This window comes from Dolichospermum sp. UHCC 0315A (assembly GCF_008121535.1).
Classification (GTDB): Bacteria; Cyanobacteriota; Cyanobacteriia; order Cyanobacteriales; family Nostocaceae; genus Dolichospermum; species Dolichospermum lemmermannii.
This window is the reverse complement of sequence record NZ_CP043056.1, coordinates 4,363,399-4,389,193: the sequence shown is the minus strand read 5'-3', so window position 1 is coordinate 4,389,193 and position 25,795 is coordinate 4,363,399. Positions and strand designations below refer to the sequence as shown.

Genomic DNA, 25,795 nt, shown 5'->3' with positions numbered 1-25,795 from the left:
AAGGCGATAGGGATGTGGGAAAATGAGATTTACAGCAATTCTCGCTCTAATGAAATACAATGGAGGGCGCAGTCCCTGCGCCCCTACGGTTTTGGCGATGAAAAACTGTACCTCGTAACACTAAAAATCAGGGGCTTAACGCATTGCGCTAAACCCCAACAGGAGAATTATATTCTAAGCAAGGATAAACTGTTTAGGATCTGTCAAACTCAAACTACTGGCTTGAATCCCAGTCAGAGTAGCTAAAGTTTGATTGTTGAAGACAATCGCGGTATCTGCACCAACTTGATTTAACTTGAGTGTGGATGTGGTAATACCTAAACTGACAGCACCACTAATCCCAATCACATCAGTACCCAGTTGGAAGTCAAGCACGGTATTAGCCGAAGAGGGTAGTTCAGCGTTGACAATCCAGAATTGGTCAGCGCCAGCACCACCGGAAATTAAGTTACCACCACCAAGACTAACTCTGAAGATATCTTTACCATCACCACCCAAAGCGCGGTCATTGCTACCTAAGTAGAAGGTATCATCACCGACACCACCAGATATGCGGTTGCCACCTTGACCATCTCTCGCATCAAAGGTGTCATTACCATCACTACCGAAAGCGCGATCGCCCTTATTCACAAAGATAGTATCATCACCGCTACCCGAATCAACGATATTGTTACCAGCAAAGGGAGAAATTGCCCCCAAGACAGTATCAACAGTGTCATTACCTGCGCCAGTGAAGATGGTGTCCTTGATGCCATCAGTGCCACCACTGACAAACAAATCATCTTTACCAGTTGTTCCGGCAATATATTGGGTAGCTTCTGCTATAGACGCAGATATACCTAAACGGGAATCAAGGGCAAGAGGTTTGTCTAATTCCAACACCACCATCTCATTGTTGTCAATCGCGGGAGGACGACCGATAGAGAAGGGATAGTTGTTATCGTTTGCTACCAAAATGGTTTTGCTATCAATTACCAACACATCTTCAATGGTTTGGAAAGGCATATCGTAGGTAGTTTTGCCGTCACCATTGAGATCATTGGTGTCTTGGATATTGAGAAGGTTGGCTACTTCTTCTTTGGAGACAAAGCCATTAGCATCAATCTTGCTAAAATCAACTTTGAATATCTTCTTGAAAAGGGCGGTACTACCTTGGCCATTATCCCGTTCAATAACTAGGAACTCATTGTTATTGATGGGAGTGAAATCACCGATCGCATTGCTGGTACTGGCTAATTGATAGCGTCCTACCAAACCTTGGTAGCTTTCGCTGGCTACATCGAATTTATAAATCCGTACAGAACCAGCAGAATCGCCGACAACAGTTCCTTCCAACATCGGGTAGATGGTTTGACGGTCAGGGCTAAATGCCATGCCTTCAAAGCCTTGGGAGCGGTTCAAATTGGCTGTTACGAGGTCGCCGTAGTAGGGTTGATTAGGAGCAAAGTATTCTGGGGAATTATTGAAGTAAGGAGTATTTAAATTCCCGTTGGGATTAGCGTAGCCTGTACCAGCTAGGTAATTATTTACTAGAACTTGTCGCCCGGTTTTGGGGAAGTCGGTAAAGAAACCATCTACACCCAAATCAATGAACTTACGGAACTCTGCACCGGGGTCGTTTTTGTAAGTATCGGGAAGGAAGAACTCGTCATTTCTTAAAGTGTAGAGGTGAACGATTAAACCAGCTTTGTGGGCATCTTGAATCAGGGTTGTGGGTGTGCCTAAAACGCGATCGCCATCACTAATTTGACCATCACCATTGAGATCATCAGCAGTACCATCCTTATTGGCATCTACCGTCAACTGAGGAATAATCCGCTGTTTATTCGGTCCAATTCCTTTGGCGTAGGTAGCAATTTCTGTTAAACCTGCTGGTGTAGAAATATCGGTATAGGTGCGGGTATCACCACTGACTACAAAATCATAAGGACGACCTGAACCGCCAAACAATTGCACTAGAGGAATATCAATCCCTGCGGTGGGCATGATGGTGTTTTTCAGTGCCTTGAGGTTGGCAACTTCAAAGGATTGAATGAAGATCCGAGATGGGTCGGTAAAGTTCTCAGCTTTGAGGGTGTCTGCTAAGATTTGGCTAGTATTGATACCTTGCTGTTGAAAGAAAGTAGGATGTTTGGTTTCGGGATAGATACCGATTTTGCGACCTGTTTCTAGTTCGACTTGTTTCACCAAATCAATGACTTCTTTCAAGGTTGGTACTTTCAATCCGTCTTGATCAAAAGTAGTACCACGCAAAGCAGGAATCCGTTCAATCGCATTTAGTTCCTTGACTTCTGCCAGGGTAAAGTCTTCAGCAAACCAACCGGCGACATTACGACCATCTAAATTTTTGATTTTCAGGCGATCACTAAATTTATCACGTAAGTAAACATCCGTGCTTGTATCGGTAGTATTGATAACTGGCTTGCCATTGGTATCTCGTTGAATTGTGCCGTCAGTATTGAGAACACCGACTGCTAACATGGGTTCATGACGGGCAATTAAGACACCATCTTTTGTTACCACTAAATCGGGTTCAACGAAATCTGCACCTTGAGCGATCGCTAATTTGTAGGCTTCTATTGTATGTTCTGGACGTTCACCACTTGCACCCCGGTGGCCGATGACGATGGGGGCTTTACCTGTGAGGGTATCAAATTTAGGAGTAGAGAGAACAGTGGGATTTTGGGGCGATCGGACTTGATTCGCCGTAATTTGATCCCGAACTAAGTCTCCTGTCCCTGGGAAGTCAGTAAAGTAACCATCTACACCCAAACTAATGAATTGACGGTACTCCAACTCAGGATTGTTATTGTAATTTGATGCTAGAGAACGGCTTTCATTGCGGAAGGTGTAAGGATGGACAAGCAAACCCTCTTTGTGGGCATCACTAACCAAGCTGGTGGGTGCTAGGGTAACTTTATCCGCATCGTTAATCACACCATCGTTATTGAGATCGTCAGGTTTACCATCATTATTGTTATCAACTGTTTTCACCGAAACAATCTGCCGTTTCCAAGGTCCAATACCATCAGCGTAGGCAGCAATTTCTTTCAAACCAGTAGGAGTTAATAAATCTCCATAGGTGCGGGTGTCTCCCTTAACAGTGAAATCGTAGGGACGAGCGTAAACATCTTGATACAACAGTGTGCCATCGTTGGCGACATCGTAGGCATCAAGCAATTGTACCAAAGGAAGATTCACACCAGCCGCCGGCATGATGGTGTTGTTTAAATCCTTGAGATTGCTGACTTCAAAGGACTGAATGAAAACCCGTTTGGGATCAGTAAATCCTTTGACTTTGAGGGTGTCAATCAGTTTTTCTTCCAGAGACAAACCCAAATTGTCGTGATAGGTGGGGTGTTTGGTTTCAGGATAAATACCGATTTTCTTACCAGTTTGTACCTCAACCTCTTTCACCAAATCAATAATTTCGCCCAGGGTAGGAACTTGGAGAAGACCGTTGTATAACTGATCTCGGAAACCTTGAGGCATTACAGCCCGCAGAGTTTTAATTTCTGCCAAGGTAAAGTCGGAAGCAAAGAAGCCTTCTTCAGTGACACCATCTACCAACACCGTCTTTTTCCGACTAGCAAATTCGGGACGACTAGCTACATCGGTGGTATTAATCAGGTTAGGTTCATGACGGGCAATTAATATCCCATCTTTAGTGGATACCAAATCTGGTTCAATGAAGTCTGCACCGCGTAAAATCGCCAAGCGGTAGGCTTCAATCGTATGTTCTGGTAGTTCACCACTAGCACCACGATGGCCAATGACAATGGGGGCTTGACCGTTGAGGGTATTTAGTTTAACAAGGTTAGGAGTGGCGAAGGGTGCATCTAATAAAACACCATTGCTATTGAAATGTAGTAGGTAAGTTCCAAATTCATCACCGACCCAAATATCGCCTTTAGCATCAATCACAAAGGACTCTACATCAAAGTCAGCCCCGGTCAGTTCCCGTTTGGCTGTGTTTTTATTGACAATATCAAAGGGGATTAATTTATTGGGGTCAGAGAGTTGAATGAAGTTTTGAACCGCTACAGAACCATTAGCGTTTTCTGTACCCGCAAAATTGGGGTCAACTTGGTAAAGTCGCAGGAGGAAATCAGCACTGTTATTTTTTGCGCCAAAACCGTTATCTGCTAAGAACCAAAAGACAGAACCAGCACCATTGGGGGCAAATTGGACACCACTAAAACCTTGCACTGGTTGACCAGGAAAGGGGGTAGTCCGTCCATTGGTAGGATTAGTTACGGCTGCACCCGCAGACGGGCCAGCGGCGAAGGTATCAGCAGGTAAAGAAGCAAAACCTTTGAGTGTCACCATATTAGAAGCAATATTTAGGGTAGTTGAACTTTGATCATCTTCTTGGGCGTTGTTATTACCAGCACCAGAATCAAAGTCAGGTTGATTTTGGGCGGTAATTTCGGCTTTATTGGTCAATGCCCCACTTTGAGTCACTTTAGCTGTGAGTTTCAGGGTGCGGGTAACATTACCAGCAATTTCTCCCACTTCCCACACACCGGTTTGACTGTTGTAAGTTCCCTGTTCCGGTGTTGCAGAGATGAAGGTAAATGGTTGTGGTAACAAATCTGTGACTTTAATGCCGTTAGCCAGTAGAGAACCTTTATTGGAGAGGGTTAAGGTAAATGTCACCTGGTCTCCGATAACTGCGTTCGTGACATTTGCAGTTTGACTTAACTCTAAATCCACAAAATTATTAGCTGTAACTTCAAACTGACTAACAATTTTCGGCTGACGACTAGATATAGCTGCGGGATTTCCTTCTACTTCCTGACGGGTATAAGGGTCAATGCCGTAGGTGGTTACAGTCAACTTTTGAGTGGCTTGGTCAATGTTAAACTCTGTCCAGCCATAGGTATGAGTGGCAATATAGTCACCTTGCAATAACTTGGCATCAATCAAACCACTCGCTACAGTCAGATTGTTGTTTAACCCAATGGGGTCATAACCTAAAGCATTGATGCCACCATTAATGACTTGTTTGATGAAATCGTCTCTATCATTAACTGTGCTGTCAACGTCATTAGCTACAGGTAGGGAATTGTAAAATGCCTTTTGTTCAGGAGTGAGGAAGAAATTACCCACTGTTGGTCCAAAAGGAGCATCATAAGCTACAGAACCAGTAATAATTTCAAAGGACCTGGTGGGGATTTGTGCCTGTCCTGGTGCTAATTGGTAGGTGAGGTTGTTGACTAATGTGCCGTGGAAGTCTGCGGTGACAAAGACAACGTTACTGATTTTGCTGTCGTTGATGAATTTGAGAATTTCTGTTCTTTCAGCAGCATAGCCTTCATATCTATCGGCAGCGAACTGCTTGCAGCAGCGCTTCGCTATCGCTACTCCCAAGTTCTGAATAGGCTGTGACAACATGATAAACTTCCAGGTGATGCCATCTTTTTGCGCTTGGATTAAGTCGCGTTTGAGGTCATCCAACTGCACTTTTCCTAACATTGTCCGGTTAGGATTAAAGGAATCAGTGAGGAATTTTGTCACCTGAGTGGCATCACTAATATTAGCAACATCTGTTAAGCCTGAGTCACGGAAGGAACGGGCATCAAGAACGAAGGTGGCTGCATCACTACCAAAGGTATTGTAACGATAAAGTTTGCGTTCCTCTGCGGTGCTGCTGTCTCCTGTTGCCCCATAGAATTGATCACTAATTGGATTATATTCTTGGAAGGCTTGCAGACCGTTTTCGTAAACCGCACTATCATTGGTGAGATTTGCACCGGCGACAATTTGACCGCGAATTTCACCACCTGGATTAGTAGTGGTATGAACGTTGAAGTAGAGGTTAGTATCTGCCCCAGATTTAACGGTTTCAAAGCTATTGAGTAAGGTAGAGGTCAAGCCATCAACACTATCCCAGCGACCAGTGAAGGTGACAGAACCATCTTGATTGATAGTGGATTTGAACTCCTGATCATTCTTTTTTGGATCAAAGACAACGCTGCCATTAGCGCCTCTGGCTGCGCGGTGAATGTGCATCCCTGTAACATCATCGGCAGTTGCGGCTGTTTGGGGGGTAATTCCTAAGAATGTGCCAAAGTCTAAGCCCTTAACGGTGAGGCTATAGTCTATATAGTTGTTGGCATGAGATACTTCTAGACTAGCTGTTCCTGTGGCTGCGGTGGTGACTTTTTGCAGTTCTTGATCACCTGTCAGGGTAGCGTTGTAATTTGTGGGAACTTTACCGCCAAAGTCGTTATAAACTTCATGGTCATCAATGGTGGCGAAAATGGAGGTAGCAGCCCGTAAATCACCCAGAGTATTTTCACCATATCTTTGGCTGTAAACTTCTGCTTGTTTGGCACGATATTCATCTACAGTAATAACTTGCTTTTTCTCTGTCCCATCAGGGTTTTTAACGGCAGGTGAAGCTACATCGGCATAGATAGTATCACCCAATTCCACAAAGAATTTCAGGTTGGCATCATCAGCATTGCTAACGGCTGGATAGGGTGCTAGTTCACCGCGCCAATCTCCAGAAACACCGAATTTCAAGCCAGTTTTGTTACCAACTACTGCGGCTGTGCTAAATTTACCAATGCTGGTTGCCCCGGTGGTATCTGTAACTCGATAGAAGTAGTTGGTGTTGGGAGTCAGTCCACTAACTGCCACCTTCACAGGTAGATTAACATCAGTCACATTAGCCGTTTGTGTCCCCGCAATGTTACTGAAGTTAGAGTTGGTGGAATACTCAAATTTAACTGCACCGGGGAAGATACTCCGCGCCCACAAAACTGTAGAGGTTTGGGTGGTGTCTCCACTGGCAATCCCATTCACGGCTAAAGGTGTGGCATCATTGGCTACTTTTTGGAAAGTGGACGCACTTGCACTCCAGTTACCATCTATGGGTGTAATGGTGATGTTGCGTTCTAGGAATTTACCACCTTCTGATTCTATGTCACCTGTAATTGTGGGTGAACCTAAGAGAATGCTGGTTACACCATTTTGGTTTTTAGCAACATTGAAGTTGAGGCTGGTGGTTTCGTCGAATTTGGTTAATGCTACACCTGTTAAGGTTTTAAGACTGGCATTATCAGGGTTGTAGGCGGGAACGTTGATGTTTAAACCGACACCCTTGGGTAATAAATCTGGGTTAGTACCTTGGGTGGTGAGAAGCTTGTTAATGGTATCTACAACCATTCTGGCAGCGACATCATAAGCCTTTCCGGTGCTGGATCTATTGCCCTGCTGGAACTCTGCTAAATTGATACCAGCACTCACAGCGATCGCTGGAATCCCATTTTGTAAGGCTGTAACTGCCGCACTCAGTGTCCCGGAAGAAATAGCATCAAAGCCAACATTTTCCCCTTCGTTAATCCCAGAAATTACTAAGTCGGGTTTAGCCAAGTTCTCTTGGCTGGGCAGAATATAATCTAAACCTGCCCAAGTGGCAACAATTGGTGTCCCGTCAACGTACCATTTATTTTTAGTGGGATCAAATTCCACAACTTCCATATTTTGGAAGATTTTGTCGGTGTTAATGGCAGTTCCTTTACCGCTTTGTTGGGTTTTTGGTGCAACTAGGATGACGTTATGACCGGCTGCAACCAAGGCATTATAGATAACGTCTATGCCCTTAGCTTGGTAGCCATCATCATTTACCAACAGAATATTTAAGGATTTGCTGGCAGTGGCAATGGGGTTAACTAAATTCGGTACAGTTAAAGGTAGACGTGGCGCTAATGCTTGACGCTGACTTGCGGTTGTTCCCCAATCACCATCAAAGGCTGTGACGGTAATTTTATCAGCTAAAAACTGTTCTCCCTCAGATGTGGGTTTGGGAGTTGCACCGGCAGGAAGAGAATTTTGACTGTAAAGGATGCCTTGACCTGTACCAAAATTCGCTGGTAATTGACCAAATTTAAAGTCAAAACTACCTGCTAAATCAAACTCTGTGAAAGCAATACCTGTGATTGGGTTATCAGCAGGAATATTGACATTTAAACCAATACCGTCGGGTAATAATTGGGGTTGACTGCCTTGTTTTTCCTGTAATTGGGAAATTAAATCAACGACGTAATTAGCACCTACTTGATAAGCTTTATCGGTGCTGGGATAACCAGTAGCACGTTCTGATAAAATTATGCCGGCACTAACGGCAATGGCAGGAACACCTTGATGTACAGCAGAAACCGCAGCACTGAGTGTACCGGAAATAATTCCTTCTAAACCCAGATTTTCCCCTTCATTAATTCCAGAAATTACTAAATCTGGTCTTTGTTTAACAACAAAATCCAATCCTGTCCAAGTGGCAATAACTGGTTTACCATCTACATACCATTTATTTGGTGCGTAGTTGACTACCTCAATGGGTTGGAAAACTTTATCGGTATCAATGGCTGTACCTTGGCCACTTTGTTGGGTTTTTGGTGCAACTAAGGTGACTTTATGACCAGCAGCAACTAGTTTGTCGTAAAGAACATTAATTCCCTTCGCTTGATAACCATCATCATTTACCAACAAGATATTTAAAGATGGTTTGGGTTGAGGAGTTGTCAAGTTATAGGGTAGTTCTAAAATCCCTAGTTTTTCGGTCGGGGTATTACCAGAAACGTTAAAGTCGTTGTCGTTAATTAATGCCAGGGTATTGGGTGCGACTAAAGCTAAACCTTCTAATTTTTCAACACCTGTATAACCAAGTTGGGCAGCATTGGCAATTAAACTTTTGCTAACTGGGGTAATTTTAGCAGTGGTTAATTCGGCTGGTGTGAGTTGTTCAATAGTTTTACCAGCAGGTAAGGTGAAATTAGCAGAATTATTGATATTAGTTGCCCCAGCTAAATTAATTTGATAAATCAATTTGTTGGAGGCATTTGTTCCTAAATCATCTCTTTCGACAATGGCAAATTTACCATTACCCAAGGAAACTGCATCACCTAATTTATCGGTTTTAGCGTTACCAGCAGCAGTAATATTATCCAGCAAATAGAGATATTCCCCAGTGACTTGTTTGGAAATAATGTCAAATTCCAAAATTCTCAAATTACGGGAATTTCTGGATGTTGTATCACTAGCATTATCTGGGTTATCAATGGCACTTTGAATAAAGGCGTAAAGTTTACTACCTTCCAATGCCACAGCTTCAAAACCGCGATTATTGCGACGTTGACCATAAACTGCGGGTAATACCTCTGTGCCAAAAGTTCCTGCGGCTGCGTCTGGTTCGAGGGCTGTGGCTGTTCCTTGGGGAATATAACGGTTAAGTAATTTACCATTCACATCGAAGTTATAAATGGCGGGACGGTATTCATCTACCAGCCAATAATCACCATTTGGGGCAATGACAATGCCTTCAACATCAGCCCCTAACGCTTTATTGGCTATGACTTGACCATCCAAATTAACCGCAACTTCATCGGTGTATGCTGTACCATTTGCCCCTGCTTGTAGGTTGGGAAGTCCGGTTAATGGGGTTGTTCCATCTTTTTCAAATAGTCCTGTTCTCTTGGTGATGGTAATTGCACCTGTTTGTCTGTTGAGTTCAAAACTGACTATTTCTGGTTGAAAATCGGGTAAATAGAAGGGACGATTAGCACCTGTGGGGTCGCCATTGGGTCCTCTATCTGTGTTGGTGACAAATTGGAGATTACCATTAGGTGCAATACCTTGGAAATACAACCCTGAGAAACCACCTAAGAAGATATCTTGACCTTTGGAGGTTGTGCCTAATTTGGGTAAGTTGGTAAATTCGTAATTAGTTAGTCGTGCTTGGGGGACGGGGTTACGAGGGTCGTAACTGGTGGTGTCTATTTTCAAGGGTGTGGGTAAAGCATTAGCAATATTTTCCCAAGGTACTAACTTAAAGTTGCTGCTGATGTTCTCACCACTAACAATGGTGGCGGGGTCATTTGCACCGTCTTGGGTGATAAATACACCATAAGGGAAATTGGGACCCAAGGGCAGATTAATAACATCCGCACCGTCGGATTCTTGAACGCTGTCAATTCCTCCATTGTTACCAACTCCAAATCGGCCTAAAAAGTCGTTGTTGCCTTCACGGGTATATGCTGCAAAGGTATTATCGCCCTGACTGGATGCTAACAGGTAGCCTGTGCCGTTTTTACCGTAATAAATGGTTAAGCCTTCAACATCATTGGTGAGATTTTTTCCTCCCTCAGCTTTGACTTTCTCGATTAATTTACCTGTTGAACCACCATTGGGTTCAGCGTCGAATTTCCAAATCCCTACATCTTCTTGACCAATGTACAGAAATCCTGTTTCTTGGTCTGCTACCATGCCTTCTGTTTGGGCTGAAGCACCTGCTGTGGTTGGTGAGGGAATGGTGAAGCTACGAACTACCTCATAACCGATTTTACCGTTGCCTTTGTCTACTAATTTGAGTTGAGCTATATCTCCAGTTTGACGACGACTGGTGAAGACGTAGTAATCGTTGGTGACGGGACTGCGGTACAGGGCTAAACCGTAGGAACTGCGAGTAGATGCCGAATAAGGGGCAGCGAAAGGTACACTTTGGAAAATTGTGGCAGCATTGCTATCGGTAATATTTTCTAAATAATTACCATTAGCACTGTTGGGGTTAATTTTGAAGATCGCTAGTTTATCATTATTTCTATCGCTTGCCACAGCAATATCAACTTTTTGACCACCTAATGTAAATCCATATTGTAGGTCAACGTTGTTGTAGCGAATATCTGGATTACTAGGATTAATGGTTTGCAACAGGTTTCCAGCTAAATCATAAATCCGCAAACCGCCATTTTTGACGCTGGTTAAGACTAGGCTTTTACTAGAATCTGTAGCGTTAACATAAATTGCCGGATCATCCGCATCGGCTCTTTGACTAAATGGTAAACTACCATCATCTAAAAGCGCGGGACGGGTTTCTACAATAGGGGTAGCAGTGGGAACTAAATCTGCACTCAAGGTGACAATTTGCGTAAATTGGGTAGCACCAAAGTTGTTATCACTCACCAAAACAATGGATTGCGTACCATCTGCCAATTTGGGACCAAAAGCCAGACCTTCAATATTATCTGTCCCTGTGGGATGATTGCCGTCACTATTAGGTAAACTCAGGGTATCTAAATTCAAAATTAGCCGTTTTTGAGTAGGTTGGATAGCAGCTAGTTGAGATGCAGTCAGGCTACTCAAGGAATCAACTGTATTGATGTCTGTTGCCCCTTGAAGGCTAATTTCATAGATTTTGATCGTGTTTCCTTGTCCGACAGCAAAGGAGCGCTCCAACGCCAATAAAGTGCCACGATTATCAATTGCTAATAAATCTACCAAACCGTTATCGGCAGCAGTTCCACCTGTAGGGGCTTTAGCAATAGGATCGGTAATATACAGATATTCTTTCTCTGGTTGTCCTGTCACCAAATTGTATTGAATAATCCGAGAACGGCTGCTGGTGGTAGTTGTAGAAATTGCACCATCTTGAAATAGGGCGCTTTCTGTAGCTGTGAATAGGGTTTTCTGGTCAGGTGTAATGGTTAAGCTTTCAAATGCTAAGTTGTTACGCACCCCTGAAGTTTGGGTATCACCTGTATCAACAACATTATTGTTGTTAGTATCTTGAACTACAGGATTAAATTTCTTGGGTACTGCTAAAGAACGAATTTCCTGTCCTGTAGTCAGATTAAACTCTTTAATGAACGGATTGGTGACGCGACTTGCACCTAAATCTGGTCTCACTTCCCCTTCTGAGGAGATAAAAACTGTCCCATTGCTGGTTAAAGCAATACCTTCTGGATCTAAGCTATTAGCTGCAAAAGGATTACCATTAATATCCTTGAGTTGGACAACATTGGTAAAAGTTACCGTATTAGTAACATGGTCAAGAGTGAAGGTATAAAAACGGGCATTTTGTGAGCGATCGTCAGAAATGGCATAATAGCGATTATTTACCGCATCGTAAGTTACACCGGACAATCCACCCAAAGCGACTTGTTGACCATTTACTGTTCCGGCTGCACCAGAGGGAATAAAACCAGTATTGAAGATAGTTTGTCCCTTGAATCCTGCACTAACAGCAGTTTTTCCAGGTTCTGTCTCACCAACTTGCACATCTGCATATATTAACCGATGGTCAGAACTAGGGAAACCACCAGGAAGACTAGAGTTAAAAGTTCCTACCAAGGGGAAATTTGGGTCAGTATTGCTAGGCCAATACACTTCTGATTTACTAATTTGCAAGTCAGAGGAAGGAAGTACATAGTCTGTTCTCAGATTTCCCGGTGCAGTATCAGCAAAGTCGGCAGTGTCGAAAGCAGGATTACCTTTATGATTGTTATTTGCCTGACCTTGTAAAGTTGCCTGTTGAGGAGCGCCTAAACTGGTGGGAATAACATTTGTATTGATACTGGGATTCAGTAACAGTTGGCGAATGGCATTGTTATAACTGTCACCATCTAAGGGGTCAGCATTTTGATCACCCATGATGACAAAGCTTGAACCTGCGGCAAGATTACCTTTTTTACCCCCATCATCATAGATATAATCACCTTTGCCTGGGGTAATATAATCTGCCCAAAAGCGGATTTCATCACTATTGCGTTTACCGTTGCGGTCTTCAGTTCCATCAAAGGTGGGTGGTGTGGGGTGACTGACAAGAACATGAACTGTTTCCCCATTTACTGTAATTGGTACATCCCAATGACTTTTAGAAGATAACCGCAAAACGTTGATTTCTTCAGGTGAATAAAAACCGTTTAAGTTCTCATTTATTGAAGTTGCGGAATTATCTACAGTTGGGTCATTTGTTAATAAGTTTCCTGGCATATCCTTCCACAAGAAATTTTGGAAGGTGCGGACGTTAGCTGTATCAATAGGATATTTAGAAAGCAACAACATTCCAAACTGACCAGGGAAGTTCCCAAAGCCAAAAGCATCGTCACCGTATCCGGTTGTGCCTGGAGTTGTGACTGTTGTACCATTATTATTTAAGTCAAAACCAGAAGCAATTCCAGTATTACTAGGAGAAATATAAAAGTAGGAATAGTTAACTGGTGTTGCACCGTTTTGACTGATTTGCAGATAATTTTGTCTAAAAAGATTTACTGCTGCGGGGGAATAGTCAAATTCATTAATTAGTAATACATCTGGGTTGTTGCGTTGAATAATTTCGGCAACTGTTTTTGCTTGAGCGTTGTTAGGGGTAGATAAATCAGTTACCAACTGACCGGCAGTGTTGCGGTTTAGGGACGCATTAAACTGGGAAAAGCGGACTGTAGTAAGTACCATATTTTTTATACAGATTTAGCTTACACAAAGATAATCTGGTGACAGGAAATTGCAGATGACGTAATTGAAAATATCAATCGAAAGTTAAGATACTATTATCTGTAGTTCAGATTTATTTAAGTGATGATTAAGCTTAGAGCAAAATTCAGGAGTCAGGAGTCAGGAGTAAAACTGGATTGCTGTCCAACTTTAAATTTAGGTCTTTGTATAGGATTTTGGTAAAAAAGGACTTTCTCAATTGCTGGGGGTCTATTCTCATTATTATTGAGAATTTTATCAATAATCAAACGAGTTTTGGTGATTTCAGCTAGGGGGCTTGACAGTGTTTCGAGTTTTGGGTATGCTAATGGTATGGATGGGAAAGTGTGCGCTCATATAGGATATGACCGCTACCCATTTACCTGCGCCAGTAAAGATGGTGTCGTTGATGCCATCAGTGCAACCACTGACAAACAAATCATCTTTACAAAATGTGAAAAATAAAAACCCCCCTCTACAAGTGAACAGAGGTAGGGGTATCGCACAGTTTTTTTATGTTAGGGAACACCAAAAAATAAATTACCCAATTTTGTGGGATGGGCAGGATGCCCGTCTTTGATGATTAGCGGGCAAGATGCCCGCACTACAAGAAATTTTTGGGGATTTTATTTCTTGGAAGTCCCTTAATCTACTGATTGTGCAGTTTAGCTTAACCGACAGAAGCCCCACGACTGACCCTAAGGGCAGCGTGGGATGAATGGCGCGTGAATTAACGACAGTTTTTCGACCAATGCGATAGCAAGGGAGAAAAACATGGAGGCAGTTCACAAATCTTGTGTTATAGTTTTTTATAGTAAATACTTTTCACTCTAATATGTTAAGAGTAGTCAAAGTCAGATTATATCCAGATGCCCAGCAACAGCAATCATTGGCACGAGCCTTTGGCAGTTGTCGTTGGCTATGGAATTATTTTTTGAATTTGATGAACGAAACGTACAAAGAGACAGGTAAAGGATTGTCTGGATACGAAGTTAAAAAGACAATCCCTCAACTAAAGAAAGAACATGAGTGGTTGTCGCTAACTTATTCTCAGTGCTTGCAACAAGTCTGCTTGAATTTGGGGGTTGCATTTAACAATTTCTTTGAAAAAAGAGCTAGATACCCCAAGTTTAAATCCAGACATGGTAAGCAGTCTATTCAGTATCCTCAAAATATCAAGATTGCCGATAATCAATTAATCCTACCGAAAATAGGGAAAGTATCAGCAATTATTCATCGAGAGATTGAAGGGAAGATTAAAACTGTAACTATCACCAAAAATTGCAGTGAGCAATATTTCGCTGCTATTTTACTTGAAGATAGTAAAGAGAAGCCAGAGTCAATTGTCGAAGGTAAAGCAATAGGCATTGATTTGGGATTAACTCATTTTGCGATTACCAGTGATGGCTCTAAGTTTGATAACCCTCGAATACTGAATAAACACGAGAAGAACTTAAAGATAAAACAACAGCAATTATCTAGAAAACAAAAAGGCTCTAATAACCGAAATAAAGCTAGAAAGAAAGTTGCTAGAGTCCATAGAAAGATAACTAATTGTAGAGAAGATTTTCTCCATAAACTATCTCGTAGGATAGTCAACGAAAGCCAAGTTATTGTGGTAGAAAATCTTCATGTTAAAGGCATGATGCAAAATCACTGCCTAGCCAAATCTATTCAACAAGTTGGCTGGGGAATGTTTTGTACCATGCTTAAATACAAAGCAGAAAACGAAGGGAAGATTTATCAAGAAGTTGATAGATTCTTTCCTTCGTCAAAAACTTGTCATGTATGCCTTAACCAAGTAAGTAGCTTACCACTTGATATCAGGTTTTGGACTTGTGAAAAGTGCCAAACCAAACATGATAGAGATGTCAATGCAGCGATAAACCTCAGAGATGAGGGACTACGAATACTTCGACTGCGCTCAGTACAAGTTTTGACCTCTGGAACGGGGGATAAAGCGATGAAGTGTGGTCTTGGGGGTTTCCCCCATGAACAACTTCATCAAGAAGCCTGTCGCCCAGAAGTAAGTCGCAGTAATAGAGGACGAAAGAAGTCTACTACTGTGCTTTCTGTTGGGCAGGAAGCCCACACTGTACCGTCAGGTCAGTGTGGGTAGTTCACTTATTCATTCTCATCCGGGTCTAAATCTTCTTCTGTCAATTCTTGATGAGGAACAGCCGCAATAATTGCATCTATGACTTTACCTACTGGTAGTATCTCAATCCCAATCTCAGGAAATTTTGTCCCTTTAGGAACTATGGCTCTTTTAAATCCTAGTTTCGCGGCTTCTTTTAAGCGTAGTTCCATTTGGGAAACCGACCGCACTTGTCCCCCTAACCCTACTTCCCCAATTAAGACTGTACCAGGATCAACGATTCGATCGCGGAAACTGGCAACTATCGCTACTGCAATTCCTAAGTCTACCGCTGGTTCTTCTACATTTAATCCCCCCGCAGAAGCAACGTAGGAATCTAATTTGGACATAGGTATCCCTACACGCTTTTCTAAGACGGCGAGAATCTGCACTAAGCGATTATAATCTATGCCTGTACCCGCCCGACGAGGAGATGGGTAACTGGTAGGACTGACTAAAGCCTGTAATTCCACAACTATTGGTCTTGTTCCTTCACAAGCCACCACAATAGCCGTACCCGGAGCCGGATCATCACGATTGCCTAAAAACAGTTCGGAAGGATTATCAACTTCCTTTAATCCTTGGGATACCATTTCAAATATACCAATTTCGTGGGTTGCTCCGAAACGGTTTTTTACAGTTCTTAATAATCTGTGGGAGGCAAAGCGATCGCCTTCAAAATATAATACGGTATCTACTAAATGTTCTAATACTTTGGGACCGGCGATCGCTCCTTCTTTGGTAACATGACCCACAATTAACATCGTAATATCTTCATGTTTTGCCACCTTCATCAAAGCTGCGGTACATTCCCTGACTTGAGCAACTGAACCCGGTGCTGATGTCAAAGCAGGAAAAAACACTGTTTGGATACTATCTATTACTGCTACATTTGGTTTTAGAGAATCTATTTCCCTCAGAATTTCTTCTAAATCCGTTTCTGGCAAAACATACAAATTTGCACCTATACTGTCAGGATCTATCGGTTTTTCCGGATCTTTGTTTTCAGGATCTTCCGTGACTAGCGTAGGTGGTTTTGACATTCCCAAACGAGAAGCACGCAATTTTACCTGTTGTCCAGATTCTTCTCCAGTCACATAGAGAATTCGGTATTTTTGCGCCAATTGGTTAGAAACTTGCAGTAGTAAAGTAGATTTACCGATACCAGGGTCGCCACCAATTAGCACCATCGAACCGGGAACAATTCCACCACCTAAAACTCGATCTAATTCCCCATAACCGGACTCCCAACGAGCAATTTGGCGATCGCTAATTTGGTCAAAAGTCAGAGAAGATCTGGCCTTAGCTGGTTTATTATGAGACTTACTATGACCTCCAGCTTGCCAATTTCCCACTCCAGACCGGCTAGGTATATCCCCGATAAAAGAACTAATATTTTGCTCAACTAAAGAATCGTAAGTGTCACAATTTGAACATTTTCCGAACCATTGAGAGAATTCCGCTGCACAACTACTACAGATATAAATGGTTTTTGGCTTTGCCATGCTTAAATTTTAGTTAATAATCTTAATTTTTCCTTAAATTTTGGAAAAAACGAACATCTAATAATAGTAATAGTTGGAAGCTCTTTCCAAATCAATTGAGAGCAATGATATCTTAATATTATGATATTTAAAATTAATCATCAAAAATTTTAGTTAAGGAGCATGACAAAACTTGGAAAGTCATAAAGAAAAAATCCTGGTAGTAGACGACGAAGCCAGCATTCGGCGGATTTTGGAAACACGCCTTTCCATGATTGGCTACGATGTAGTGACAGCAGGAGATGGTGAGGAAGCTTTAGAAATATTTCGCAAAGCTGAACCAGACCTAGTAGTTTTAGACGTAATGATGCCAAAACTAGATGGTTATGGCGTTTGTCAAGAATTACGCAAAGAATCCGATGTCCCCATTATTATGCTCACCGCTTTGGGAGATGTGGCAGATCGCATCACCGGCTTAGAATTGGGTGCGGATGATTATGTCGTTAAACCCTTTTCACCCAAAGAACTAGAAGCACGGATTCGTTCAGTCTTGCGACGGGTGGACAAAACAGGTGCAAATGGTATTCCTAGTTCTGGGGTGATTCATGTCAGCACTATCAAAATTGATACAAATAAGCGTCAAGTTTATAAAGGTGATGAGCGCATTCGCTTAACCGGTATGGAATTTAGCTTATTAGAATTGTTAGTCAGTCGTTCTGGTGAAGCTTTTTCCCGCTCAGAAATTTTGCAGGAAGTATGGGGATATACTCCTGAACGCCATGTAGATACTCGCGTTGTGGATGTACATATCTCTCGTTTACGGGCAAAATTAGAAGATGATCCCAGCAACCCTGAACTAATTATCACCGCTAGAGGTACTGGTTATCTGTTCCAACGCATATTAGAACCAGGGGAAGAGTAAAGTATTGGTGATTGGTAATTGGTGATTGGTAATTGGTGATTGGTAATTGGGGAATATTATAGTTCTTCTTCTTCTTCTTCCTCCTCCTGACTCCTGACTCCTGACTCCTGACTCCTGACTCCTGACTCCTGACTCCTGACTCCTGACTCCTGACTCCTGACTCCTGACTCCTGACTCCTGACTCCTGACTCCTGACTCCTGACTCCTGACTCCTGACTCCTGACTCCTGACTCCTGACTCCTGACTCCTGACTCCTGACTCCTGACTCCTGACTCCTGACTCCTGACTCCTGACTCCTGACTCCTGACTCCTGACTCCTATTCCTAATGACCAAATCAGATCCCAATCGAGTTTTACGGCGTTTACCCTTAGTTGTTGGGGGTTTAGGTGCTGTGCTTTTGTTAATGAATCGGTTGTTAACACCGGAACTGACAAATTCCCAAGCACGAGGAGATGTGCTGGGGGTAATTCTGAGTGCGGTGTTAATTTTAACTGGTTTAATTTGGCAACAGGTACAGCCGCGCACACCGGAGACAGTAGAATTAATTGGGGAAGAGGGATTTTTTTTAGATCCAGAATTACCAGAAGCCGCGAAAATAGAATTAGCCTGGGCATCGCGGTTATTATTAACAAATACTGTAACGCGATCGCTCATAGTTTATTATCAAGGTAAAGTTTTATTACGTCGCGGTATTCTGGCTGCTAAATCGGAAGTAGTACCAGGAATAATTTTAAAAAAAGTATTGGAAACACAAAAGCCAATTTATTTAGTGGCTTTGTATGTCTATCCTGGTAAAATCGAATTTGACTATTTACCAGAAAACACACAAGGTGTAATTTGTCAACCAATTGGTAAAGAAGGGGTTTTAATTTTAGCAGCAAATGCTCCCCGCAGTTACACTAAACAAGATGAAAACTGGATTGCGGGAATTGCTGATAAATTAGCTGTTACTCTTGGTCATTCTCGTTCCTAGACTCTGGCTAGGAATGCTAACTTTGAGGCTCTGCCTCCCGTTACTAGCGGCAGAGCCGCGTGATGAACATTCCCAGTCGGAGACTGGGAACGAGATTAACGAGATTATAAAAGTTATAAATTTTGAATTATGCAAATTATTTATTTACTCTTAGTGGCTGTAATGTTCGTAGGGATTATCGGTGCTGTAGTTCCAGCTATCCCTGGAAGTAGTTTGATTTTAATATCTATTGTTATTTGGGGAATTGTCAGTAATTCCTTTGCAGCTATCAAAATTCCCCTGATTGTGACAATCATTGTTTTACTTCTGAGTACAGGAGTTGATTTCCTTGCTGGTTATATCGGAGCAAAACAAGCCGGTGCGAGTAAGTGGGGACAAATTGGCGCATTTGTGGGTTTATTACTGGGGTTTTTTGGATTATTACCAGCTTTACCTTTTGGTGGTCCATTATTAGGGATTTTATTTGGACCACTGTTAGGAGCAATTGTTGGTGAGTTTCTTTATCAACGTCAATTATGGCCTGCGGTAAAAGCTGGTATAGGAATTACTGTCGGTACAGTGGTGGGGAATTTGATTCAAGGTGTCTTAGCTATCAGCGCGGTTGTAGTATTTTTGTTGACAACTTGGCCGCAGGTATATGGTAGTTAACCTGGATAAAAACCGTCTATCCAAATACCGAATTAACTGTAGACTTAATTGAATTTCTAGCATCCTTTAAAGCCTGACTAAAAGGTTGCTTATTCTGCAAAAATACCCTCGCACAATTGCGTCCTGGCATACCGGAAATTGAGCCACCTGGATGTGTTCCTGCACCTGTTAAAAAGAGATTATCAATGGGGGTTTTATAATTAGCTAATTCGGGTAAAGGTCGGAAAAAGATCATTTGATCCATTGTCATATCAATATGATAATAATTCCCTTTGTATGCCCCTAATCTTTCTCCTAATTCTGCCGGACTTTCTACTCTTCTAGCGATAGTTGCTTTCTTCACATTGGGGGCGTAAGTTGCTAATTTGTCAATTACTCTATCTGCAACTTTGTTTTTCAATTCATCAGTCCAACCTGTCCCTTTTAAACCTGTACCTTTTGCATTAGCAATTTGATAAGGAGCAAAAAATTCAATCCATAAAGTATGTTTACCAGGTGGTGCTAAACTAGGGTCAAGGGCGCTAGGCATGACGAGATACATGGAGGGGTCAGAATCGGGAATTTCGCCAATTGTACATTTATTATGAGCCTGTTCGACATGATTCATGGAATCAGCAATGAGAATTGAACCAATGAGATATTCATCTTTATGATCATGATGAGAAAAATGCAAGGGTTCATCTAATGCTAAATCTATTTTCAGAATGGTTTCATTGTTATTGATAATCCGTCGTTCTAACCTTTCCCACAAATCAGGATCAACGGCATCAATATCACTTTTTTCTGTCATTTGTAAGAATAATCTTTGAGCATCAATATTAGAAATTACTCCCTGTTTTGCTCGATATTCTTTACCACCTGCTACCCTAACTCCTACCGCTTTACCATCATCAATTAAAATCTTTTCTACGTGCTGGTCTGTGAGAATTACCCCACCTTTACTCTTAACTAATTTCACCAAAGCTTGCACCAATGCACCTGTACCGCCGCGAGGTCTAGCCATTCCAGGATTATGACGCATAGCCATCATCATCACCCCAATTGCCAGATTTTTTTGAGAAGGTGGCGCACCTAATTCTGATGCTAATCTAGATAGGGGAGCTTTGAGAAATTCTTCATCAAACCATTCATTAAGAATATCTTCGGCACTGTTTAACATTGTTCGCACAAAATCAAAACTTTTGGCGGGAGAACCAACTACAGAAAATAAATCTTTAACTTGTTGCAGATTGTAGTTACCGAAAATATCTATAATTGATTTGGGTGGGGCATTAAACATGGGAATCATGGCGTTAATTGCCCGTTGCCAATAATTTGTAAACTCGGCATATTTTTTAGCATCTCTTTCATTATAACGAGCGATTTCTGCACAGGTCTTTTCTAAGGATTTATGAGCTAAAAAATATTTACCGTCGGGGTGAGGACAAAATACAACTGGGTCACAATCTAGATATTCTAAGCCATATTTTGTCAGTTCTAATTCTTCTACTACTGGACCCAAATGAATAAATTCATGGTCAATGGCACACAAGTTAAATTTAAAACCTGGTGCTTTGTCTGGGATACATTCTTCTGTTGTGGCTGCACCACCGGGAACAGGACGTTTTTCTAGTAGAAGGACGCTATAACCTGCTTTGAGTAAATAAGCTGCACAAACTAAACCGTTGTGTCCAGCACCGATGATGATAACGTCGTATTCTTGCATATCTCTGATGACATAGAAACCTGGCTTTTTTATATTATTAATATTTACGGCAAATTGCAAGTAAATTAGGTAAAATTTTAGTGGAGATTAGTTACAATAATATAGCAATCCTATTTGAGTTGTTGTCGGAGAACGAACCACAGAGGCACAGAGAGCGCAGAGGTAGAGAAGGAAGAGATGTATGTTTACGGCAGGTTATACAAATACGTCTTATTTAGGATTACTATAGATCCCCAATTTATTCAATAAATCAGGGATCTTGTTTGAGAAATTATTGCTGTTAAACTGTGACTGTTTCTAAGTTTACAGATTTTGGTTGACGAAGATTCTGAATTTCTAAATTTATGGGACCATTTGGACCTGTAACTAAACCCCGTCTTTGTGGTTTAATTTCATCGATATTAACTAATTTCATTGACCATGTTTTCAGAACTTTAGCTAATATTAATTTCATTTCCATTTGGGCAAATGCTAAACCAATACAACGTCTTGCACCACCCCCAAAAGGTAGAAATTCATAGGGAGAAAATTGTTTTTCTAAAAAGCGTTCTGGGTTGAATTTTTCAGGTTGAGGATAAATATCTTCCCGTTGATGAGTTAAATAAATTGAACCCATAATAATTGTACCTGCTTCAAGTTGATAACCACAAAGAGAAATAGGTGTTTTTACCTTTCTAGGAAAAGTGAGCATTGCTATGGGATAAATCCTTAATGTTTCATTACAGACAGCAGTTAAATATGGCAATTTAAAGATAGTATTAGAATCAGGATTTTCTCCTAAACTATCCAATTCGACTAATAGCTTTTCTCGAACTTCCGGGAGTTTATGAATCCAGTAAAAAGCCCAAGAAATAGCTGTGGCTGTAGTTTCATGACCTGCGAATAATAAGGTCATTAATTCATCTCTTAATTCTTCATCCGTCATCGGTTCACCATTTTCATCCCTAGAGGACATTAGTAAAGTGAGGATATCTGTCCGTTGAGGATCAAAGTTTTCTCTTCTTTCTCGAATTTCCTGATAAATTAGTTGATCAGCTTTTTCCTGTTTCTTTATTTGTTGTTTCCAAAGTTCCGAAATACCAATTACCTCTTTCAATTTGGGAAAATAGAGAAAAGCAACTCTCCAAGGAACACTACTTTGTTCAATAATTTCACAAAGTAAATGTCTCAGGTTTTCAGCTTGTTCTCCTTCATAAATCCCAAAAACAGCTTCCATCATAATCTGAAGAGTAATTTCTTGGGAAACATTTCTAATATTAAAAGGTTGATTTTTTGGTTGTTTATTGATAGTCTTTGTGGTAATATTTTCAATTAATTCAGCATAACTTCGCATTCTTTCCCCATGAAAAGGTGGCATAATTAATTGCCGTTGACGTTGATGTTCTTTACCACTCAGACTAATGACAGATTTTTTACCGAGTAAATATTCAAAAATACTATTTAATTCTCCTGGTGCTTCCAAGTCTTTTTGATCATTACTTAACACCTGCTGCATTGCTTCAGGAGAATGAACAAATAACATTGGTGGTAAATTACTTTGCAATTTTAGAGTAAACAAATCACCATAAGTCTTGGCACATTCTGTCAAATAACTCATGGGTCTGAATATCCAGTTTAAAACTTGAATAGTAGCTGATACTTTTGGTCCTGGTAGTAGTTGCATAATTTTCTCCTGTTTTGATTACACAATTAATTACAGAATAACTCAACTTCAACTATAAACCCTTGAGATTTGAATTTTCACAAGATTATCAAAAAAACTAGATGTGTAGGGGTTTAGCACTGCTAAACCCCTACGTATACTGATGTAATGACATGAAAGGAAAAACAAGTAATCATGTGAGATGAGTATTTAAGCTACTTATGGTGATATTGCGAAAAAGCAATTAACTATTAGATCCTTAAAGATGTAAAATTTTGGTTATATTAAACCAGAAACTCAAGTTTTTCCGATTTTATTCAGGTACTCAACATGACAGTAATTACGACAAAGGCAGCTTCCGCAGTTCCAAATTTTTGTGAAGGAATACAATATTTTGGGGAAGCATTGCCAGATTTTGAAACTTATGGGGCAACTCCCGTGATAGAATCTGGCAAGAGGGCGATCGCATCCCCAACAGATCCAAATGCAGTATATCAAACCTTACTGGCCGCTGATGCCCTACGCTACCTCACCCTACAAGTCACTGCTAGTAAGGCTTCTGGACATCCCGGCGGTTTTGCCAGCCAAGCGGAGGCTTATGCAGCTTTGGTCATGCTGGGACATAAAAACATTATCACGGAAGTGGGACACCACGCCCCTGGTTTTTATAGCGCCATGTTCTTAGACCGTTCCTTAGAAGACATGGGCATTTCTACAGTACAACAATTGGGCGATCGCTTTCGAGAAAAGCATGGATTATTAGGACACCTATCCGGCTACATTCCCGGTATTCTCGCACCGGCTGGACCCCTGGGACAAGGACAACATTTCGCCATGGCCGCCGCCCTCCTGCACCGTGATAAACTCTTCCCCTTCACCCTGGGAGACGGGGGACTGGGTGAACCCTATATCATGAGTGCAATGGCACATTTTAACACCGCTTACCCCACCGCGACTAACTTCTTACCCGTATTAGTGTGGAACGGTTACAGCCAAGAACACCACAGCATGGTATCATTGAAAACCAACGCAGAGATGATTGCCTATTGGCAAGGTAACGGTTTTGCCGAAGTCGTATTAGTCAATGCCAAAGATTTTGACGACCAAAACCAAGCAGGTGAATATGTTGATAGTACGGTATTTTCCTTTGCCAAACGCCTAGAATTTACCAAAGCCGTATTAGTAGGTATGGATAAAGCCGCCCGTTCAGCACTTAGCGGTAAATTGACGGTATTTATTATCAAACAACTCAAAGGGGCAGGGGTTCACGCTTTAGGGGCAAAATCCCACAACCTCTATCCTCAAGATACTTTAACCGCGCCCCATATCGTCAGCGCCTTACAAAAACGGGCATTATCAGCCCCAGCATGGCAAATTGTGCGGACAAATGCGGAACGGGCTGGAGGTGGTCCGGCTGCGAAAACTGTAGTCACAGAATTTGAATTACCTTTAGCAGAAATTGGCGAATTACCATTAGTAGAATATAAAGTTGGCGCAGTTCCCCAAGTTTCTACAACTGTCATGGGTAAGCTGGTGGGAGTAGTAGGAAATAAAGATAAAAACTTCCTAGTGACTAACGCCGATGGTAACGCCGCTTCAGGAATTGGTAATATTAATGAAGCATTAAAAATCATTCACCCCACCACCGATGACACCTATCATCAAGCCCCATCTGGGCAAGTTTACGAACCTTTGAGCGAAGATGCTTGTGCTGGTTTAGCGGCTGGTTTATCCTTAATGGGGGCGAGAACTTTGTGGTGTTCATACGAATCTTTTGCTATCAATGGTTTACCAATTTGGCAAACTGTCACCCAAGCAATGGCAGAATTACGCCGCAAAACACCCTCAACAATTACATTATTTACAGCCGGGGCTTTAGAACAAGGACGCAACGGTTGGACTCACCAAAGACCAGAAATTGAAGCTTATTTTGCTTCTTTGATGAGAACGGGAAATGTCTTCCCATTATTTCCCCCAGATGCTAACAGTATTCAAGTCTGTTATGACTGGGCTTTGCAAACAAAAAATAAGGGCATTGTCATTACTGCTAGTAAGTCTCCTTTGCCAATTCGTAGCACTTTTGCCCAAACTGAAAAAGGCTTAATTGATGGTGCAGTGTTATTACATGAAGTGGCTGGTGGGAAGACTGTTGTATTTGCTGTCATTGGCGATTTGACTTTAATTCCTGTGTTTGAAGCGGCGGCTTTTTTAGAAACTGAAGGTATTGGTGTGAAGATTGTTTCTATTATCAATCCTCGTCGTTTATATCGTCCTCATGATACTGCTTGGGATACTTGTTCTGAACCTGATAACGGTTTTTTAAGTGATGCCGATTTTGAGCAATTGTTTGGTGGCGATGCCTTAATTGGTGTGACAGGTGGCGCTGCGGCGATGTTAGAACCTATCATGTTACGCAGTAATTCTCAGCGTGATTCTTTTGCCTGGAAGCGTGGGGAAACTACGGCTAGTGCGGGTGAGTTGATGGCTTTTAATGGCTTGACTGCGGAGGCGTTGACTAAGCGGGCTATTGAGTTGGTGCATTAATTAGAACGCAGATGTACGCAGATTAACGCGGATGTTTTGGCGTTGGGTTGCGTACATTTGCTGATTTTTTTATTGGAGGGAACACAGATGAACGCTGATGAACGCAGATTGGAGTTGAATGGGATTACGGAGCAGATTATTGGATGTGCTTTTAAGGTTGGTAATACTTTGGGGGTTGGTTTTTTGGAGCAGGTTTATGAAAATGCGCTGGTGCATGAGTTACGGAAAACTGGTTTGTTGGTTGAGCAGCAAAAAATACTGGAAGTCTTGTATGACGGTATAGTTGTGGGTAATTATAGGGCTGATTTGTTGGTAGAAAATGCTATTATTGTGGAGTTAAAGGCAGTAACAGCACTAGATAGTAAGAATTTTGCCCAATGTATGAATTATCTTAAAGCCTCTGGACTTACTCTATGTCTATTAATTAATTTTGGGAATCCCAAAGTAGAGATAAAGCGTGTTGTTCGTAATTTCTAAACCCA

The 25,795-nt window shown here is 41.7% G+C and carries 11 protein-coding genes; 6 read left to right on the top strand and 5 right to left on the bottom strand.

The annotated features are described in order from the left end of the window. Positions 1-174 precede the first annotated feature (174 nt). Entirely contained in the window at positions 175-13,239 is a 13,065-nt protein-coding gene (gene surE, locus BMF77_RS28175) for a 5'/3'-nucleotidase SurE (protein ID WP_246862985.1), read from the bottom strand. An 853-nt stretch (positions 13,240-14,092) separates the two neighbouring features. Between surE and BMF77_RS20815 the strand changes: the two genes are divergently transcribed. Beyond that, the gene (locus BMF77_RS20815; protein ID WP_148765487.1) at positions 14,093-15,376 is read left to right on the top strand and encodes an RNA-guided endonuclease TnpB family protein; all 1,284 of its coding nucleotides are present in this window, start codon (positions 14,093-14,095) and stop codon (positions 15,374-15,376) included. A 5-nt stretch (positions 15,377-15,381) separates the two neighbouring features. Here the strand turns inward: BMF77_RS20815 and radA are convergent, their stop codons facing one another. After that, on the bottom strand, positions 15,382-16,899 hold the full coding sequence (gene radA, locus BMF77_RS20810) for a DNA repair protein RadA (RefSeq protein ID WP_148765485.1): 1,518 nt from the start codon (positions 16,897-16,899) through the stop codon (positions 15,382-15,384). A 172-nt stretch (positions 16,900-17,071) separates the two neighbouring features. On the opposite strand from radA, the gene rpaB reads away from it, so the two are divergent. Continuing rightward, the gene (rpaB, locus tag BMF77_RS20805; RefSeq protein WP_148765483.1) at positions 17,072-17,800 is read left to right on the top strand and encodes a response regulator transcription factor RpaB; all 729 of its coding nucleotides are present in this window, start codon (positions 17,072-17,074) and stop codon (positions 17,798-17,800) included. Here the strand turns inward: rpaB and BMF77_RS26915 are convergent. Then, the gene (locus tag BMF77_RS26915) at positions 17,780-18,223 is read right to left on the bottom strand and encodes a hypothetical protein (protein WP_168204366.1); all 444 of its coding nucleotides are present in this window, start codon (positions 18,221-18,223) and stop codon (positions 17,780-17,782) included. The genes rpaB and BMF77_RS26915 overlap by 21 nt on opposite strands. Between BMF77_RS26915 and BMF77_RS20795 the strand changes: the two genes are divergently transcribed. Both BMF77_RS20795 and BMF77_RS20790 read left to right on the top strand, forming a co-directional pair. Next, the gene (locus BMF77_RS20795; protein ID WP_148765481.1) at positions 18,127-18,774 is read left to right on the top strand and encodes a cofactor assembly of complex C subunit B; all 648 of its coding nucleotides are present in this window, start codon (positions 18,127-18,129) and stop codon (positions 18,772-18,774) included. The two genes, BMF77_RS26915 and BMF77_RS20795, sit on opposite strands and share 97 nt — an antisense overlap. A gap of 129 nt (positions 18,775-18,903) precedes the next feature. Continuing rightward, entirely contained in the window at positions 18,904-19,422 is a 519-nt protein-coding gene (locus tag BMF77_RS20790) for a DUF456 domain-containing protein (RefSeq protein WP_148765479.1), read from the top strand. 16 nt (positions 19,423-19,438) lie between these two features. On the opposite strand, the gene crtO is transcribed toward BMF77_RS20790, so the two are convergent. Further along, on the bottom strand, positions 19,439-21,127 hold the full coding sequence (gene crtO / locus BMF77_RS20785) for a beta-carotene ketolase CrtO (RefSeq protein ID WP_015079767.1): 1,689 nt from the start codon (positions 21,125-21,127) through the stop codon (positions 19,439-19,441). A gap of 280 nt (positions 21,128-21,407) precedes the next feature. Continuing rightward, complete coding sequence (locus BMF77_RS20780) at positions 21,408-22,790, bottom strand: cytochrome P450 (protein WP_148765477.1); 1,383 nt, start codon at positions 22,788-22,790, stop codon at positions 21,408-21,410. Between the two features lie 309 nt (positions 22,791-23,099). On the opposite strand from BMF77_RS20780, the gene BMF77_RS20775 reads away from it, so the two are divergent. Together BMF77_RS20775 and BMF77_RS20770 are read left to right on the top strand one after the other, a co-directional pair. Beyond that, the gene (locus BMF77_RS20775; RefSeq protein WP_148765475.1) at positions 23,100-25,313 is read left to right on the top strand and encodes a phosphoketolase; all 2,214 of its coding nucleotides are present in this window, start codon (positions 23,100-23,102) and stop codon (positions 25,311-25,313) included. A gap of 87 nt (positions 25,314-25,400) precedes the next feature. After that, positions 25,401-25,790, top strand: coding sequence for a GxxExxY protein (locus BMF77_RS20770; RefSeq protein WP_148765473.1), 390 nt, complete (start codon positions 25,401-25,403; stop codon positions 25,788-25,790). The last annotated feature ends 5 nt before the right edge of the window (positions 25,791-25,795 follow it).